Source organism: Sorangium sp. So ce1036 (genome assembly GCF_051369805.1).
GTDB lineage: Bacteria > Myxococcota_A > Polyangia > Polyangiales > Polyangiaceae > Sorangium > Sorangium cellulosum_F.
In genome coordinates this window covers 9433666-9450128 of the sequence record NZ_JBBMOX010000001.1, presented here as the reverse complement: position 1 = coordinate 9450128, position 16463 = coordinate 9433666, and the positions used below count along the sequence as shown (strand labels likewise).

General features: G+C 73.9%; 11 protein-coding genes. 5 read left to right on the top strand and 6 right to left on the bottom strand.

The window, feature by feature from the left end:
• Nucleotides 1-4 precede the first annotated feature (4 nt).
• Entirely contained in the window at nucleotides 5-1555 is a 1551-nt protein-coding gene (locus WMF31_RS35525; protein ID WP_436606186.1) for a serine/threonine-protein kinase, read from the bottom strand.
• Nucleotides 1556-1627: 72 nt separating this feature from the next.
• Here WMF31_RS35525 and WMF31_RS35520 point away from each other — a divergent pair, with 72 nt between their 5' ends.
• The 3 genes from WMF31_RS35520 to WMF31_RS35510 all read left to right on the top strand — a co-directional run bounded on the left by WMF31_RS35520 (nucleotide 1628) and on the right by WMF31_RS35510 (nucleotide 8055).
• Nucleotides 1628-5623, top strand: a complete 3996-nt coding sequence (locus WMF31_RS35520) for a protein kinase domain-containing protein (RefSeq protein ID WP_436606185.1) — start codon at nucleotides 1628-1630, stop codon at nucleotides 5621-5623.
• 313 nt (nucleotides 5624-5936) lie between these two features.
• A complete protein-coding gene (locus WMF31_RS35515) occupies nucleotides 5937-6641 on the top strand; it encodes a hypothetical protein (RefSeq protein ID WP_436606184.1) in 705 nt (234 codons plus the stop codon).
• 49 nt (nucleotides 6642-6690) lie between these two features.
• Nucleotides 6691-8055: a sigma 54-interacting transcriptional regulator gene (locus tag WMF31_RS35510; protein WP_129344450.1), complete on the top strand. Its 1365-nt coding sequence runs from the start codon at nucleotides 6691-6693 to the stop codon at nucleotides 8053-8055.
• Between the two features lie 33 nt (nucleotides 8056-8088).
• Here WMF31_RS35510 and WMF31_RS35505 read toward each other — a convergent pair whose 3' ends face one another.
• Both WMF31_RS35505 and WMF31_RS35500 read right to left on the bottom strand, forming a co-directional pair.
• Nucleotides 8089-9549, bottom strand: coding sequence for a hypothetical protein (locus WMF31_RS35505; protein ID WP_436606183.1), 1461 nt, complete (start codon nucleotides 9547-9549; stop codon nucleotides 8089-8091).
• A 519-nt stretch (nucleotides 9550-10068) separates the two neighbouring features.
• Nucleotides 10069-10629, bottom strand: a complete 561-nt coding sequence (locus tag WMF31_RS35500) for a hypothetical protein (RefSeq protein ID WP_436606182.1) — start codon at nucleotides 10627-10629, stop codon at nucleotides 10069-10071.
• Between the two features lie 554 nt (nucleotides 10630-11183).
• On the opposite strand from WMF31_RS35500, the gene WMF31_RS35495 reads away from it, so the two are divergent.
• A complete protein-coding gene (locus WMF31_RS35495) occupies nucleotides 11184-11600 on the top strand; it encodes a hypothetical protein (RefSeq protein WP_436606181.1) in 417 nt (138 codons plus the stop codon).
• Between the two features lie 116 nt (nucleotides 11601-11716).
• Here the strand turns inward: WMF31_RS35495 and WMF31_RS35490 are convergent, their stop codons facing one another.
• The gene (locus tag WMF31_RS35490) at nucleotides 11717-12154 is read right to left on the bottom strand and encodes a hypothetical protein (protein WP_436606180.1); all 438 of its coding nucleotides are present in this window, start codon (nucleotides 12152-12154) and stop codon (nucleotides 11717-11719) included.
• 254 nt (nucleotides 12155-12408) lie between these two features.
• Here WMF31_RS35490 and WMF31_RS35485 point away from each other — a divergent pair, with 254 nt between their 5' ends.
• Nucleotides 12409-12819, top strand: coding sequence for a hypothetical protein (locus WMF31_RS35485; protein WP_436606179.1), 411 nt, complete (start codon nucleotides 12409-12411; stop codon nucleotides 12817-12819).
• A 166-nt stretch (nucleotides 12820-12985) separates the two neighbouring features.
• Here the strand turns inward: WMF31_RS35485 and WMF31_RS35480 are convergent, their stop codons facing one another.
• Together WMF31_RS35480 and WMF31_RS35475 are read right to left on the bottom strand one after the other, a co-directional pair.
• Nucleotides 12986-14563, bottom strand: a complete 1578-nt coding sequence (locus WMF31_RS35480) for a rhomboid family intramembrane serine protease (protein WP_436606178.1) — start codon at nucleotides 14561-14563, stop codon at nucleotides 12986-12988.
• Nucleotides 14564-14809: 246 nt separating this feature from the next.
• Entirely contained in the window at nucleotides 14810-15964 is a 1155-nt protein-coding gene (locus tag WMF31_RS35475; RefSeq protein ID WP_436606636.1) for a DUF4142 domain-containing protein, read from the bottom strand.
• Nucleotides 15965-16463: the final 499 nt, after the last annotated feature.

The window sequence follows — 16463 nt, the reverse complement described above, 5'->3', positions numbered from 1 at the left end:
AGCATCAAGAAGCCTCCGGTCGAGGCGCCGCGAGCCTCCGGAGGGCGCCCTCCTCGCCGGCCGTCGCGATCTCCAGATCGGCGAGGATCTCGGGTGAGGCGAAGACGCCGGTCGCCGGCTGGTCGGGCACCCACGCGGCGATCTCCAGGAGCTCACCGGCCGCAGGCGAGCCCTCGCCGGACTCGAGGAGCTCCCCCGCGTGGAGGCACAGGCGCACCGCGATCCTGGGATCGCGCCCCGCGCGGGCCTCGAGCCGCCGATGGATCGCGAGCGCGGCGTTCACCACGCGGCGGCGCGCCTCCAGGTCGCCTCCGGGATCGTCGGGGCGATTCGCCGTGAGCAGCACGCTGCTGCCGGTCTGCGCCGCCGTCGTGAGCCCTGCGCAGACCGACTCGGCGGTGATGAAGGGGAGGATGACCTCGAGATCCGCGAGCAGCCCGTCGTCCGGCTCCTCGATGGCGCCCGGATCGACGTGCACCTCGGCGTAGAGCGCGAGCGCCCGGCGCGCGCGCGTGTGCGCCTCGGAAGACGGCGCGCCCGTCCCGCGGCTCGCCTCCACCGTGGTCCGGAGATCGCTCAGGAACGCCGCGATGCTCGGGTGGCGCTCCCTGCGATCCTTGCTCATCGCACGGAGGATCACCGCGTCGAGGGCGGGATTCACCGGCGCGCGGGCGCTCGGGCGTGGCGGGTCCACGTGGAGGTGGAGCTGGCGCAGCATCGGATAGGAGCGCTCGAGGAAGGGGGGCTCGCCGACGAGCAGCCGGTAGGTCAAGACGCCGAGCGCGTACACGTCAGCGCGCGAGTCGACCGGCTCACCGAGGAGCTGCTCCGGGCTGATGCACGCCGGGGTCCCGACGACGTGCCGCGACGACGTGAGCGCGGGCCCCGGCGCGTCGAGCAGCTTGGCCACGCCGAAGTCGAGCAGGACCACCCTCCGCCGCCCGTCCTGCTCGGCGAGGAAGACGTTCGAGGGCTTGATGTCCCGGTGCACGATCCCGCAGCGGTGCGCCGCGTCGAGCGCGCTGCAGAGCGGCTCGAGGAGCGCGAGCGCGTCGGTGGCCGACTGGCGGCCACGGGCACGGAGGTGCTCGTCGAGACTACAGCCCTCGAGCAGCTCCATGACGTAATAAGGGGACCCGCGGCCGTCGAGCCGGCCGTGCTCGAGGATCTCGACCACGTTCGGGTGATTCAACCGCTGGATCACCTCGATCTCCCGCTCGAAGCGGACGACGGCGTCGAGGTCCGAGGCGAGCTCGGCGTGCAGGACCTTGAGCGCCACGGCGGTGCCGCGCCCGGCGTGCGTGGCCCGATAGACGAGGCTGAAGCCGCCCCTGGCGAGGACGCGATCAAGGACGTAGTCGCCGACACGGGAGCCCTGCTGCAGGGTATGGAGCCGTGGTACGAGGGGCGAATCCACCTGCGTGTGCGTGGCCTCGTATTCGGAGCCGGGAGAGGTCGTATCGTCGAGGCCGCCCGGCGGGTGGGCGCCTGTCGTCTCCGCCGGCGCCGCCGCGCGCGCTATCGGGGGTGTGTCGTCGTCCGTGGTTCGTGCCATGCGCCGAGCCGTAACGATATATCATGAGCGCTGTTGGCGGCTCGCCCGCGCCCGGCGCGAAGGGAGACCGATTTGCTCCGCTGTCCATCGTGTCACAGGCGGCTTGCCGACGCGGCCTCGTGCCCCCGGCACGGCGGGCCTCCGCGCGCGCCTGCGCCCGCGGAGGCCCGCGCCGCGCCGCGCGTCGAGGGCTTCCGGCTCGCCGAGCGCCTCGGCACAGGCGGCTTCGCCGAGGTCTGGGCGGGCGTTCGCGCGCGCGACGGGGCGCACGTCGCGGTCAAGATCGGCCTGGCCGGCGCAGCGGAGGGCGAGGCGCGCTTCCTGCGGGAGGCCGGCGCGCTCGAGCGGATCGGTCCCCCGCACGTGCCGCGCCTCCACGGGCAGGGGAGGCTGGACGATGGGCGGCCGTGGATCGCCATGGAGCGGCTGCGAGGGCGCACGCTCGCGGCCGACCTCGCGGCGCTGCCCGCGCCGCCGGACCCGGCCTGGGCGCTCGGGCGAGCCGATGCGCTGCTGGTCGCGCTCGAGGCCGCGCACGCGCGGGAGGTCGTCCACCGCGACGTGACGCCGGAGAACGTCTTCCTCGTGCCGGCGTGCGACGGCGGGGCGCGCGCCGGCGCCGCGGCGCGCGGCCTCCCGGGCGCGGAGGAGCGCGCGGTCCTGCTCGATTTCGGGCTCGCCAGGCGGAGCGCGGCGGGCGCGGCGATCGACGCCGCGCTCACGCGCCCCGGGGCGATCGTGGGGACGCCCATCTACATGGCGCCCGAGCAGGTCCGCGGGGATCCGGCGGTCGACGCGCGCGCGGACATCTACGCGTTCGGCGTGATCCTGTTCGAGCTCCTGACGCTGCGGCCGCCGTTCGTGGGCGACGCGAGCGCGATCGAGCACGGGCACCTGGCGCTGCGTCCGCCGCGCCCGACCGAGCTCGCGCCCGTGCCGGCGACGATGGAGGACGTCGTGCTCGCCTGCCTCGCCAAGGACCCCGACCGCCGGCCCGGGAGCGTGTCGCTGCTCCGGCGCGCCCTGGCCGAGGCGGTCGCCGGCCGCGCCGGCGCCGCGGCCGAGGCGGCCCTGGTCGAGCCGCCGCCCAGCGCGCGGAGCGCCCGGCTCCTCGCCGAGGGGCGCGAGCCGGTCGTGGTGCTGGTCGCGGACGTCGGCGGCGCCGCGCCGCAGGCCGTGGCCGCCCTGACGAGCCGCCGTGGGATGGTCGTGCGTCAGCGCGGGCGCCGCTTCGTGGCGCTGTTCTCCGGCCTCGACGCCGAGCATCCTGCGCAGGCGGCGCTCGCCGCCGCGCGGGAGCTCGTCGGCCGGTGCGACGCGCGCGCGGCGCTCCACCTCGCGCGCGTGACGCTGCGCCGGAGGGGCAGGAGCGTGCCCATCGCCCACGGCGCGGCGGTCGACCGCCCGGAGGACTGGCTGCCGCCCGAGCCGTGGTCCGGGGTCACGCTGAGCCCGGAGGTCGAGCGCGCGCTGCTGGAGACCGCGCCCGCGCCCCCCTCGGCGGGCGTCGCGACCGCGGACGCGGCGGACGTCGAGGCGCCCCTGCTCGGGCGAGGCCCGGAGGTCGAGGCGCTGCGGGCGAGCGCTGCCGCGGCCTTCGACGGCACGTGCCCCGGCCTGATGACGCTGATCGGCGACGTCGGCCTCGGCAAGACGCGCCTCGCGCGCGAGGCGGCGCTCGTCGCGCGGTCGCTCCGCCCGGATGCGCTGGTCGTCGCGATGCGCGCGGCGCAACCGCTCTCCGGAGGCGCCGCGCGGGAGCCGGCGGAGCTCCTCGCCGCCGTGCTGAGCGCGCCCGAGCGGCCGCCGGCCGACGTCGCGGCGTTCTGCGAGGCGCGGCTCGGCGAGGAGGTCGGGCGCGCGGCGTGGCCGGCCGTGGCGGCGGCGCTCGGGTGGGCAGCCCCGGAGGGCCGCGCGCCGGCCCGCCACGAGCTGCTGCGGGCGATCGCGGAGGGGCTCCGCCGCCGCGCGCGCCTGGGGCCGGTCGCCGTGATCCTCGACGACGCGGACTGGGCCGACGACGCGCTGCTCGACGCCCTCGAGCTCGCGACGCTCGACGGCGCGGGCGTCTCGCTCTGGGTCGTGGTCGCCGCGCACCCGCGCTTCGAGCAGCTCCGCCCGGGGTGGGGCACCCGCACGCAGCGCTTCGACAGGACGACGCTCGCGCCGCTCGACGAGCGCGCCGGGATGCGGCTCGCCGCGGAGCTCCTCCTGCCGGCCGAGTACCCGCCGGCGGACGCGCTGCGGCGGCTCGCCGCGTGGGCCGGCGGCAACCCCGCGTGCCTCTCGGCGATCGTCCGGGCGCTGAAGCGGGCCGGGATCGTGCGCCGGCGCTCGAACACGGGGAGCTACTACGCGGCGACCGCGGCGCCGGAGGGCCTACCGCCGTCGCCGGGGTGGCAGTGGCTGACGATGCGGCGGCTCGAGGCGCTGCCGCCGGAGCTGGCGGCGTGCGCGCGGCTCTGCGCGGTGCTCGGCGCCTCGTTCACCCGGGCGGAGCTGGAGTGGGTCCAGGACGCGGCCGATCGGGCCGGGGGGGCCGGGTCGCCGGTGGACGCGGGGTTCGGCCTGGGCGCGCTGGTCGAGCGGGGCATCCTGGAGCGCGTGTCCCGGGAGCGGTACGCGTTCCAGAGCGGCGTCTTCCGGGACTCGGTGGTCGAGCTGCTCCATCCGGAGCACCGCGAGGAGAGCCACCGGTACGCGCTGGCCTTCTGGCGGGCGCGGCTGTCCGCCGGCGACGCGACCCCGGAGACGCTCGCGTCGCTGGCCCGGCACGCGAGCGCGTGCGGCGCGCGCGGGGAGGCGGCGGAGGCGTACGTGCGGCTCGGGGACCTCGCGCTGTCGGCGCACCGGCACGTCGAGGCGGATCAGCACTACACCGCGGCGCTCGCGTGCACCGCCGACGACGACCTGCGCCGGCGCGCGCTCGCGCTCGCGGGCCGGGGGAAGATCCGGTACCGGGCGCACCGCACGCGGGAGGCCATCGAGGATCTGAGCGCGGCGCGCGAGCTCGGCGAGCGCCTCTCCGACGACGTGCTCGTCGCGGAGATCCTCCTGGAAGAGGCCACGCTGCTCGACTGGACGGGCGATTACGAGGGCTCGGCGCGGCGCGTGGAGCGGGCGCGCCCCCTGGTCGTGCGCTCGGGCTCCTCGCGGCTCGCCGTCCGGCTCCTGGTGGCCGACGGCCGCGGGTGCGTGCGGACGGCGCAGGTGGCGCGGGCGATCGCGCTCCTGGAGCGGGGCGCCGTCGAGGCGGAGGCGCTCGGGGATCACGAGAGCCGGATCGTCGCGCTGCTGCTCCTCTCGGTCGAGCTCTCGCACGCGGGCTCGTTCCGCGAGGCCGAGGAGCGCGCCCGCGAGGCGATCGACCTGTGCGCGAAGGCCCAGGATCTGCCGCACCTGTGCGTGGCCTACATGAACCGCGTGGTGCTCTGGGCGCTCACGAAGTCGCCTTCCCGGGCCATGGAGGACCTCCGGCGCGCCATCTCGCTCGCGCGCGAGATCGGCAATCCATGGCTCGAGCGCGTGGCGACCTACAATGTCGCCGAGCTCCTGTACTGGAGCGATCGGCGTGACGACGCCCTCGCGCTCGCCCGCCGGGCGCACGTCCTGGAGTGGCGGTTCATCGAGCGCCCCGTGCCCGAGTGCTCCCTGCTGCTCGCGCGGATCCTGGCCACGGCGGGGCAGGACGACGAGGCCCGCAGGCTCGTGGCCTGGGTGGCCCGCTCCTGCCCGCCCGAGCCGGCGGCGGGCTCCGCGTTCGTGTACTTCCGGCTGCTGCAAGCGCTGCTGATCGCGGGGACGGGGCGCAACGCCGGCGCTCCTGCGGTGACGGATGGCGCGGCGGGCGCCGCGGCCTGTGGGGGGAGCCTGCTCTTCGCGGACGAGCTCCTGGAGATGCTGTACTGGCGTGCTCGCGTCGCCCTCCGGGGCCGGCGAGGCGCGGAGGCTTCGGCGATCGTGCGCGAGGCCCGGGCCATGCTGGAGGAGCATCCGGCGTGGGGGGCTCGCTTCGACGGGCTCGCGCGCGCCCTGGAGGAGGTGCGGGTGAGCGCATGCACCGCCTGAGGGCCAGAGCCCGCAGGCCCCGGGCCGCGCGGGGATCGCGCGACGCCCGCGCGCCGCCCGGCGCTGCGGCCGTTGCTCCTGCAGGCGCGCGCCTGCCCCGCGCGAGCCGCCGGGGAGCGCCGCGCGGCGTGCTCCTTGCACTGCTCGCCAGCGGAGCGCGCCCGGCCGGGCGCGCGGACCCAGGGGGATCATGGTCAATTCAAGAGCATCGAGCGTTCTCGTGGCGAGCTGCTGCCTCCTCGTGATCGCCTGTGGGGCAGACCGACACAGCGGCGCGGGCTCGCGCACAGAAGGGCAGGACGCGATCATCGTCATGAACGGGGACGACCCTGAGTTCTTCTGGCGGTCTTCGACCCAGCTGGCCTTGCGCGCGCTGGCCGAGGCGCCGCTCGCGGGCGCGCGCGGCGAGCTCGCGGGCACGCCCCTGCTCGCGAGCGATGAGGGCCGGAGGCTGCTCTCTTACGTGGTCCTCTGCGCGCTCCCGGCGGGCGAGTCGCTGCACGAGGGCGAGGCCGGCGCCTCGCTCGAGGGCATGGTCGGCCTCGCGCCGGGGTGGACGTCGGCGCCTCTCCAGGGCGCCGAGGCGCAGCGGTGGGTCACAGCCTGCCTGCTCCAGACCCTCAATGGCCTCGGCATGGACGTCGAGCTGCGGATGACCGGCGGCCACCCGGTGCTCTCAGGGCGCGGGGGCGCGGCGGCGTCCGAGTTCACCACCCCGGATACCACCATGTTCGGCAACGTCTTCGATCCCGACGGCCCGGCCGCGTTCGCGTGCATCGACAACGTGGATGTGACGGTGTGCGGCGTCGACTGGAGCGCGCACTCGCTCCGGCGGATCTGCGGTCTCTCGCCCACGTGCGGGGCCACGCTGCTCGGCCCGTGCTCGCTCTCCTGCGCTCACGCCGAGGACGGTCACGCCACGTGCGACACGCCCGAAGGGGACCGCTACGTGGAGGCCATCTCCACGCGCCTCCACAGCGGCCTCTCTCTCGATCTGCTCGCGCCCTGCGGCCCGTGATGCGCGGCCGGCCTGCAGGCCGGCTGCCCCCTGTGTTAGGGTGCGGTCGATGGCCTCGGAGCGACCCCCCTGTCAGGACGTCGGCGCGACGACGGTGCTGGAGGCGCGCCCCCGCGAGGTGGCGTTCCGCCGTTTCCGCGTCCACGTGCAGCTCGGCCCGGATCAGGGCGCCTCGCAGGTGGCGGACGCGCCGGAGCTCGTGATCGGCACCGCGCGTGGGAACCAGCTTGTCCTGACCGATCAGGCGGTGTCGCGGCACCACGGCGTCATCACCGTGACGCCGCAGGGCTTTCTGCTCCGCGACCTCGGCAGCACCAACGGCACGAGGGTGGGCGGGATCCGCGTCGAGGCGGCGTACCTGGAGCCGGGAGCGCTGATCGGCATGGGCCAGTCCACGCTCCGGTTCGACGTCCTCCCGGACGAGATCCGCGAGCCGCTCGGCGACGAGGATCTCTCGGGGCGGGTCCTCGGGCAGAGCACCGCCATGCGGCGGATCTTCGCCATGCTGCCGCGGGTCGCGGCCTCCGACTCGACGGTGCTCCTCGAGGGCGAGACCGGCACCGGCAAGGGGCTCCTCGCCGAGCTGATCCATCAGCAGAGCCGCCGCGCCGCGGGCCCCTTCGTCGTGATCGATTGCAGCGCGATCCCGCCGACGCTCATCGAGTCCGAGCTCTTCGGGCACGCCCGGGGCGCGTTCACGGGCGCGCAGCAGGCGCGGGCGGGCGCCTTCGAGGCGGCGCGCGGGGGGACGGTGCTGCTCGACGAGCTCGGCGAGCTCAGGCCCGACCTGCAGCCCAAGCTGCTCCGCGCCCTCGAGGAGCGGACGATCCGGCGCGTCGGCAGCCTCGATCCGATCCGCCTGGACGTGCGGGTGATCGCCGCCACGAACCGCGATCTTCGTCAGGAGGTGAACCGGGGCAGCTTCCGCTCCGATCTCTTCTATCGGCTCAACGTGGTCCGGATACGCGTCCCGTCGCTGCGCGAGCGCCGCGAGGACATTCCGCTCCTCGTCGCGCACTTCTACCGGCAGTTCGCGGACGGGGCCAAGCCGCCGCTGGAGCTCGTGGAGGCCATGACGCGGCACGACTGGCCGGGCAACGTCCGCGAGCTGCGCGGCGCGGTCGAGCGGGCCGTGCTCCTCGGGGATCCGGTGCTCTGGCGGGACGGCGCCGCGGCCGGGGACGGCGTCGCGGAGGGGGAGGCGCGAGACAGCGTCTTCCGGGAAGATGACCTGTCGCTGTCGTTTCGTGAAGCGAAGGAGCGTGTCGTCGCGTCGTGGGAGCGCGCCTATGTCCACGCGCTGATCCGCGCGAACGGCAGCAATGTCTCGCGGGCGGCGCGGGCGGCGCGGATGGATCGCAACTACCTGCGGGAGCTGCTCCGCCGCCACGGCGTCCTGGCGACCGACGCCTGAGCGACCGCCGCCCCCGCCGGCGGCCGTCCTTAATCACATGGGCGTGCGGAACATGGCCTGTGCGGAGCACAGGACGTCGGTCACCACCTCCGCGTCGGCCTCGGCGGAGGCCGCCTCGGCGAGCGTCGGCGCGAGCGCCTCGACCCCCGCCGCGAACGTCGCGTAGGCCTCGATGACGGCGTCGAGCTCGGCGTCGAGGCTGCCCGCCGCGCTCGCGCCGGCCTTCGCCTTGGCGTCGAGGTAGGCCGAGAGCGCCGCCTTCAGGTCGGCGTCGAGCTGGGCGTTCAGGTCGACCGTGGCGCCGAGGACCGCGTTCAGCGCCGCCCTGGCGTCTGCGGTGGTGCCCACGAGCGCGCCGAGCGCGCCGCCGACGTCGGCCTGCGCGTCGCCGGTGAGGCTCGCGACGAACGCCGCGCGCGCGGCGACGATCGCGTCCACGCTGGCCGCGGCGGCCACGGCCGCCTCGAGCTCCGCGCCTGCCTCCGCGATGGCGCTGACGGTGGCCTGCGCCGCCCCGCTCAGCTTGGCGATCTCGACCGCTGCATTCACGGTCGCGCGCGCTTCCAGCGCCGCGGCGGCGTGCAGGCTGGCGAAGACGACCGCGTCCGCGTCCGCGGACGCGTCGAGCGCGGCGCTGAGCGCGGCGCGGAAGGTCACGCTGGCGGCGGCCTGCGCCCGGGCGCGGACGTCGGCGGTGGCGCCCGCGGCCTCGAGCGCGGCGTCGAGATCGGCGAGGAACCGCGCGGTGGCCTCTCCGGCGGGGACGTCGCGGTCGAGCTCCGCGTTCAGGGTCTCGGCGGCTCTCAGCTCGGCGCTGGCCAGCGCCTCCGCGTCGACGTCCACGCCGGCGGCCGCGAGCGCGCGCAGCTCCGCGTGATGGGCTCCCAGCGTCGCCCCGGCGAGCGCCTTGATCACCGCCTCGAGCTCGGCGCCGGCGGACACCGCGCCGGCGATGGCCGCGGCGAGCTCCGCGTGGACGAGCGCGCGCACGTCCGTCGCCACGGTGGCGTCTGCGCTCACGCTGGCGGCCAGATCGATGAGCACCTGCGCCTCGACCGAGCTCTCGGTCGAGATGGGCGCCGCGGTGACGGTCTTGCCCGCGGCGTCCGCGGACGCCTCGACGAACGCGGCGCCGATCACCTGGCCTGAGCCGTCGAGGGCCTGGATGATGAGCGGCCTGGCGTCGGCCGCGATCTCCGCGGAGAAGGCCCCCTCCGCGTCGATCGTGGTCTCCACCAGCGACTCCAGCGCGCCGGTCTCGAGGAGATGAGCGACGCGGACGGTTTTCGTGCTCTCGACGGTGCCCTCGCCGGCGAGGCCGTGATCGAGGGATCCGGCGCCCTCGTTGGTCACATGTCCGCTCACGACCGCGAGCGCGCCGGCGCCGGTATCGCTTTCCGAGGACGAGCCGCTCGAGCCAGAGGAACACCCCAGGGCCATCGAGGCGCCGATCACCAGAGCCAACACGCTGCACTTCGAAGAGATCGTCTTCATGCTCACTCCTGTGTTTGCGGTGTACAGTTCGCGACCCCTGGGTCCCTGTCGCCCGGATGCTCCGCCGATGCTCCGCGCGCCGACGCGCGAGGTGCGAGTCGGCCGGGATCGACCGGAAGCAGGGCTCGATTGCGCCTGCTGCTCACGCCTACAAGCAGGCTCCGTGCCGCCGGCTCGAGGCGGCCTTGCTGCGCGGAGTCCACGGCAGGATCGCGGGGGATCGGCGTGGGATGAGGCGAGGCGGGGACCGCGGATCCGCCGGGCGGGAGGGGCGTATCGGCTGCTGGGAACAGCCAGCAGTGCTGCGGGCTGTCGCAGGCACCGACCCTCTCTCCGTGGTCGGAGCCGGCCGGAGCCATCGCACGCTCGGCGAGCTCCTGCGGCTCGATGTGGGCCCAGGATACCTCATGGTCGCTGCTGCGCCACCGGGGATCGATCTGCTCCACCGTCGCCGCGCAGATCAGGAGATCATCGCGCCCCGCGATGCGGAAGGCGGCCTGGCCGATGCCGCGCGGGTTGTCAGAGGCAGTCGGCGAGGCCGTCGTAGAGCGAGCGGCCAGTTCCGGGGAGCGCGGCGTGGATCGCCCGCTCTCCCGGCGTCGAGAGCGCCTCGATGAGGTCGCTGACGGGCGTCTCGGGGGCGAGGGGCATCACGCAGCGAAAGATCCTGGCGTCCACCTCCACCTCGCCGGTGGAGGGCAGGATGTCCTCGTTGCTCGCGGCGAGGACCCACACGCAGGTGCCTATCGTCCCGGCGTGCTCCTCGACGGAGCAACGGAATCGGAGGGGCTCGTAGTTGCTGTAGTCGCCTTCGCAGAAGGTGTCGCCGCAGACGGCGTCGAAGTCGTCCTTCAGGTCGATGAGGATTCCGTACCATGCGTCGAGCTCGGCCGAGCTCGTGAGGTACGAGCCGGCGTCGACGAAGCGCTTCGGGGCCATCGCGCCGGCTGGGGGGCCGCTCTCGTCTTGCTGCTGCGGAGCGGCGCTCTCCGGTCGCTGCGGAGCGGCGGTGCCCTGGGCCGCGGAGCAGGCGAGGACGAGGGTGGAGATGAGCGTGAACAAGGCGTGACGAATCGACATGCGTGCCTCCATTCGAGCGCGACGCGCGCGGCGCCGCCTCGAGCCATCACGCCGCCTCCGCGCCTCCGCGCTGTCCTCAGGCAGCGAGGCCAGCACGAGGTCGGATGTCGCGGCGTTTCGGGGAGCGCGCACTGCGAAGGGCGTGCCCTGGCGCGAGCGCCGGATTTCTCGGCTTTTTCCGCCACCCGGGCCTGGCGGCCGCCACCCTTGCCGCCAGGTCCGCCAGCGCGGGGCGCCTCAACCTGGGTGAGGTCGCCTCAACCTGGGTCACCTCAACCTGGGTGAGGTCGCCTCAGGTCGCCTCAACCTGGGTCGCCTCAACCTGGGTGAGGTCGCCTCAACCTGGGTCACCTCAACCTGGGTGAGGTCGCCTCAACGACGCCAGGCGGCGGTGCTGGAGCGCTGCCGTGCATCGGGCAGCGACCGCCCCTGGTACGGTGGCTGCTGATGGATTATGAATGCTGGTGACGGCCGTGAATATGGCGTTCGCCGACAGAGCAGGTGTCGGCGCGGTGGCGTCTGGCTTCAATCAAGGCAAGGAAGACGAGATCCGCATGGAACGATCGAAGGTGCTCTCAGGTCTCAGCGGCTGCATGCTGGTCGCTGCCTCGCTCACGGGGTGTATCCTCGTTGATGGAGATGAGCTCGAGCCCGAGAGCGGCTCGCTCATCATCGCGCTCAGGATCGACCACAACGACGACCCGTCGCAGTGCGTCGTCTACGACGTGGACGCGCTGGCGGTCACGATCAAGGGCGAGGCTGGCTTCGTCACCGAGGCCGTCGCGGATTGCCACGATCTCGGCATGACCTTCGACGGCCTGCTCCCGGGCCGTTACAGTGTCGAGGTGCGGCTCCTGGATTCCGCCGGAGATCTGAAGAGCGAGATCGTGAGGCTCTCGGGCGTCGCCGTGGAGAGCAACTCCGATAGGGTCCTCGAGGTCTACTTCGCCTCCGATTGGATCGACGCCTGAGGCGCGCGGGCCCGGCGGCGCGGCAGCGTCAGGCGGCAGTACCCCCGGGACCGCGAGCCCCCGCGCCGGGAGCCCGCGGTCGTCGCGGCACCGGAGACGACCGCGGGCGGCGATGCCTAGCGGGTGACCGTCCGCACGCGGTGCGCGTGGTGGTGGCGGTGGTGATGGTGGACGTGCGGGGAGCGCCGCTCGAGCTGGACGCGGTGCTGGATCAGGGCGCGCGGCTCGCGGCGGTAGTAGGCCCAGCCGTGGCGCGTGGGATAGTACCAGCGGCCATCGACGTAGTAGACGTACGTGCCATGATAGTACACGCGGGGCCGAGCCTCGATGTCGACCGGCACCACCCGGGTGTGAACGACCGGCTCCTCGACCACCGTCAACTCCTGAACCACGACGGTCGGGCGCGCAGGGGCGACGGCCCTGGTCCGAACCTCGGCGGCGCACCCCGCCGCGCCGAGGAGCGCGGACACGGCGAGCGCGGCCATCACCGCGAGCCTGCTGCGTCCGGGGGCGAGCGCGGTGGCGCCGGGCGATGAAAAGTTGCTGACTGACACGTTGACCTCCATGCCCCTCGCGTCAGCAACGTCAATGCCAGGCGGCGGCGCCTGAGCGCCGCCGCGCATCCAGCAGCGACCGTCGCTGGTACGGTGGTTGCTAATGAGCCGCTGGTGAGTTGCTGGTGATTGGTTGATCAGCTGATGCGCGGTCGGCTGATGAGCGTTGGTGGCCGCCGTGCACGCGGCGTTCGCCGACAGGGCAGGTGTCGGCGCGACAGCGCCAGACTTCAGACAAGGAAGACGAGATCCCCATGAAACTGTCGAAGGTGCTCTCAGGTCTCGGCGGCTGCGTGATGGCCGCTGCCTCGCTCACCGGATGCGTCATCGTCGATGGCGATGGCCCCGAGAGCGGCTCGCTCACCGTTGCGGTCACCATCAATCGCAGCGACGACCCGTGGCAGTGCTTCACCCACGACGTGGACGGGCTGGCGGTCTCCCTCGTGGACGACGACGGCTTCGTCACCGAGGCCATCGCGGATTGCGACGATTTCGGCATGACCTTCGACGGCCTCCCCTCGGGCTTCTACGACGTCGAGGTGTGGCTCCTGGATTTCGCCGGGCGTCCGAAGAGCGACATCGTGATCGTCGAGTACGTCAGCGTCGATGGCGGCTTCGAGACGGTCGTCGACATCGACTTCCCCTCCGGGGCGATCGATCCCTGACGCGCGCGCGCCGGGTCGCGCTGCGGCGTCAGGACCTCTCCGCCGAGGGCCGCGCGTCGAGCGCGTGAGGGGCCTGCGCCGAGGCGGTCCACGGGAGGGGCCCGCCTCGGCCCAGGTCCAGGTCCCGCGAGCGACGGGCCGGGGACGAGCTCGGGCGGATGACGCGCTAGCGGCAGTACCCCGCGAGCTCCGGCGCGCCGACGCGGCAGGCGGGGCGCGCCACCGCCTCGGCCTCGGGCCTGCGACCCTGGAGCGAGAGCAGCCCTGCCAGCGAGGCGCGCATGTGCGCCTCCATCCTGCGGTCGGGGAAGTGTATCCGGAAGAGCGCCTCCTCGGCGAGCCCCTTGCGCAGGTGCTCCTCCGCCAGCGCGAGGTCGCCCTCGCGCGCCGCCTTGTCCGCGGCCAGCCAGCGGGCGCGCGGGTCGCGCGGGTAGCGGGCGAGCAGCGCGTCCGCGTCGGCCGCGTCGAGCGTCGGCAGCGCCTCGTCGGGGATGACCTCCGCCGCGGCCGCGGCCGCGTAGCCCGGATAGCTGCTCGCGGCCGTCGCGACGCCGACCGCGTAGAGCCCCACCGCCAGCGCCGACGCCGCGAGCGCCGCCCTCGCGTGCGCCGGCGCGCGCGCGCCCTTCGGCCAGAGCCGCAAGAGCGCCGCGCCGGCGAGCACCCCCGCCACCGCCCCGCCGAGGTGCGCCGCGTAGTCGATCTCGCCGCCGCTCCGGTGCGTCGCGAGCGGGATCAGCGAGGGTACGAGGATCTGCGCCATCGGGAGCATCACCTGCGTCCGGTCCCGCACCGGCAGCCGGAAGCTCGCCGCGATCGCGGCGGCGAGCAGCCCCATGACCGCGCCCGAGGCCCCGACCGAGACCGTGGCGTCGCTGCCCAGCGCGAGGCTCAGCAGCGAGCCGCCGACCGCGCCGACCAGGAACAGCGCCACGAGGTAGGCGCGCCCGAGGAGGTGCTCGAGCATCGCGCCGGCCATGTACAGGGCGAAGCCGTTCAACCCGAGGTGGAGCACGTCGCCGTGGAGCAGCGTGGCCGTGAGCAGGCGGTGCCACTCGCCGTGCTCCAGCACGAGCTGCCGCTGGAGGCCGCCGAGCGCCGTCAGGGTCGACACCGAGACCCCGAGCGGCCCGCTGCCCTGCGCGCTCGACACCGCGAGCAGGTGCTCGCCCGCGAAGGCGGCGCCCATCACGCCGAGCAGCGCGTACGTGGCGACGGGGCGCTCGACGCCGGCGCCGATCTCGGAGGGCGGCTCGGACAGCGGCTCGTCCGCGCGCCGCGGCGCGCGCAACAGCTTGCGGAGCCAGCGCACCTGGAGGAACGCGAGCGGCGCGCTCGCCCACGCCTCGCCGGTCGGCGGCGCGGCGATCATCGCGGTCACCCCGACCTTGGCGAGCCCGGGGAGCCGCTGGAGCCGCTTCAGCCGGGCCTGATCGTCGGGCTCGAGCGACGGCCGCACCTCGATGATGAGGAGGTTGACGGGCATCTTCGCCCCGCTCATCCGCCCCGTGAGCGGGAGGCACGCCTTGCCGATCCGGAGGAGCTCCTCCTTCTCGATCGCCCACCGCCTCGAGGGATCGCGCTCCGCGTCGACGATGCAGAGGATGCAGAGCGTCAGTCCGTCCTCGTACGTCAGCGCGAGGTCGCACGCCTCCACGAGCGCCGCGGCCGCGAGCGGCACCTCGAAGGTGAAGCCCCGCTCGGCGACGTAGCGCTTCGCGAGGTACGCGGCGAACGTATCCATCGCTGGATCGTACCAGGGTGCCCTGCGCCGCTCCAAGCCGGCGCGGCGTTCCGCGCGGCGAGCGTGAGCCGCTCCGGCCACGGTGAGCGCGGATCCAGGGATACATCGGGGTGACGCGGCCCTGGCGCGCGCGGCGCTCGGTGGGCCGGTGGTGGGTGGATGCGCCTCCGCGGACGAGGCGCCGCGAGCGAGCGGTGGGCGAGCGCGAAAGGCCGCGCATCGCGGCTTCAGCGCTCCCCCGGATCGCTACGGAGATTGCTGCTGCGCGCCGCGCTGCTGCGCGTCTTGCTGCCGCTGTCCCTGCTGCTGGCCGTACTGCCCCTGCTGCTGGCCGTACTGTCCCTGCTGCTGGCCGTATTGCCCGTGCTGCTGGCCGTACTGCTGCGCGCCGTGCTGCCGCTGGCCTTGCAGCTGCCGCTGGCTTCGCAGTTGCTGCTGTACGTCTTGCTGCTGCACGTCCAGCTGTCGCTGGCGTCCCTGCTGCTGCACATCCAGCTGTCGCTGGCGTCCCTGCTGCTGCACATCCAGCTGTCGCTGGCGTCCCTGCTGCTGCACATCCAGCTGTCGCTGGCGTCCCTGCTGCTGCACATCCAGCTGTCGCTGGCGTTCCTCCTGCTGGCGCTGCCCCTGCTGCTGGCGCTGCTCCTGCGGCTGCCCGAACTGCTGCTGCCGTCCTTGCTGCTGCTGGCCGTACTGCTGCGCGCCTTGCTGCCGCTGGCCCTTCTGCTGGCCGTACTGCTGCGCGCCTTGCTGCCGCTGGCCCTCCTGCTGGCCGTACTGCTGCGCGCCTTGCTGCCGCTGGCCCTCCTGCTGGCCGTACTGCTGCGCGCCTTGCTGCCGCTGGCCCTCCTGCTGGCCGTACTGCTGCGCGCCTTGCTGCCGCTGGCCCTCCTGCTGGCCGTACTGCTGCGCGCCTTGCTGCCGCTGGCCCTCCTGCTGGCCGTACTGCTGCGCGCCTTGCTGCTGCCGTTGCCCTTGCACCAGCGAGCAGAAGATCTCCTCGGCCTCTCGCAGGTGCCGCTCCATGTCCGATCGGAGCCTCTCGACCTCAGACCGGAGCCGCGCGTTGCGCGTGTTCGCGACCGCAGGCATCTCCAGGAGCTCGATGGCATGACGATGAAAGTCGACCTGCGCCCACGCGAAGGCCAGATCGAACTCCGCGCCCCGCTGCTCCTCCAGCGACTCGCTCGTCCGGGATGCGGTCTCCTGGAGCTCGCCGCAGCGCTCGCACTGCGTGAACTCCTGCCTCGCGCCCTGCGGCGGACCGCCCGCGCGCCGTTCGGCTTGGGTGTGCGCTTCGATCATCTCCTTGGCGTAGCGCTGGACCTCCGGGGACTCAGCCTTGCCCTTCGCCATCTGCGAGAGCTCGATCTCACGCTGATTGATGGTCGAGATCAGCATCGAGATCTCGCGATCTGAAATCGCCCCCACCGACCCTTGCTCGCCGCGCCTCTCGCTGCGATCGGACTCCGACTCGCCGCCTCGCGCGCGGCCGCGCCGCCCGCCGACCTCGGCGCAGGCCTGCCTGTCGCCGCCGCGGTCGGCCTGGTCGCCGCCTCGCCTGCCGCTCGTGTCACTTGCGCCGTCTTCGGTCGTGCGGCCGCCGCCTGCCTGATCAGCCTCCCTGTCCTCTCTGCCGGTGCTGCCCCTGTCGGTCCTCTCGCCGGCGGCCGCTCCCCCGCCGTCCGTGTCAGCCTCGTCCTCGTCGCCGCCGCCGATACAACCGCCGGCTCCCACGAGTGCAAAGCTCCCAGCGAACATGATCGCCATGAGGCGACCTGAACGATTGCGCAACATCATGCTTGCTCCTTGCTCGATATCGGCGCGCTGTCGCGCTCACCTGCCGGTTATCGGCCCCCAACATCTTGGTTCGCCCAGCTGGGATGGTGAGCGAGGGGGA

Bases quoted from the DNA above. Each gene is read 5' to 3' on its own strand.
- WMF31_RS35525 (WP_436606186.1), bottom strand. From the start codon at position 1,555: ATGGCACGAACCACGGACGACGACACACCCCCGATAGCGCGCGCGGCG.
- WMF31_RS35485 (WP_436606179.1), top strand. From the start codon at position 12,409: ATGAAACTGTCGAAGGTGCTCTCAGGTCTCGGCGGCTGCGTGATGGCC.
- WMF31_RS35510 (WP_129344450.1), top strand. From the start codon at position 6,691: ATGGCCTCGGAGCGACCCCCCTGTCAGGACGTCGGCGCGACGACGGTG.
- WMF31_RS35500 (WP_436606182.1), bottom strand. From the start codon at position 10,629: ATGTCGATTCGTCACGCCTTGTTCACGCTCATCTCCACCCTCGTCCTC.
- WMF31_RS35480 (WP_436606178.1), bottom strand. From the start codon at position 14,563: ATGGATACGTTCGCCGCGTACCTCGCGAAGCGCTACGTCGCCGAGCGG.
- WMF31_RS35505 (WP_436606183.1), bottom strand. From the start codon at position 9,549: ATGAAGACGATCTCTTCGAAGTGCAGCGTGTTGGCTCTGGTGATCGGC.
- WMF31_RS35515 (WP_436606184.1), top strand. From the start codon at position 5,937: ATGAACGGGGACGACCCTGAGTTCTTCTGGCGGTCTTCGACCCAGCTG.
- WMF31_RS35475 (WP_436606636.1), bottom strand. From the start codon at position 15,964: ATGCTGATCTCGACCATCAATCAGCGTGAGATCGAGCTCTCGCAGATG.
- WMF31_RS35495 (WP_436606181.1), top strand. From the start codon at position 11,184: ATGGAACGATCGAAGGTGCTCTCAGGTCTCAGCGGCTGCATGCTGGTC.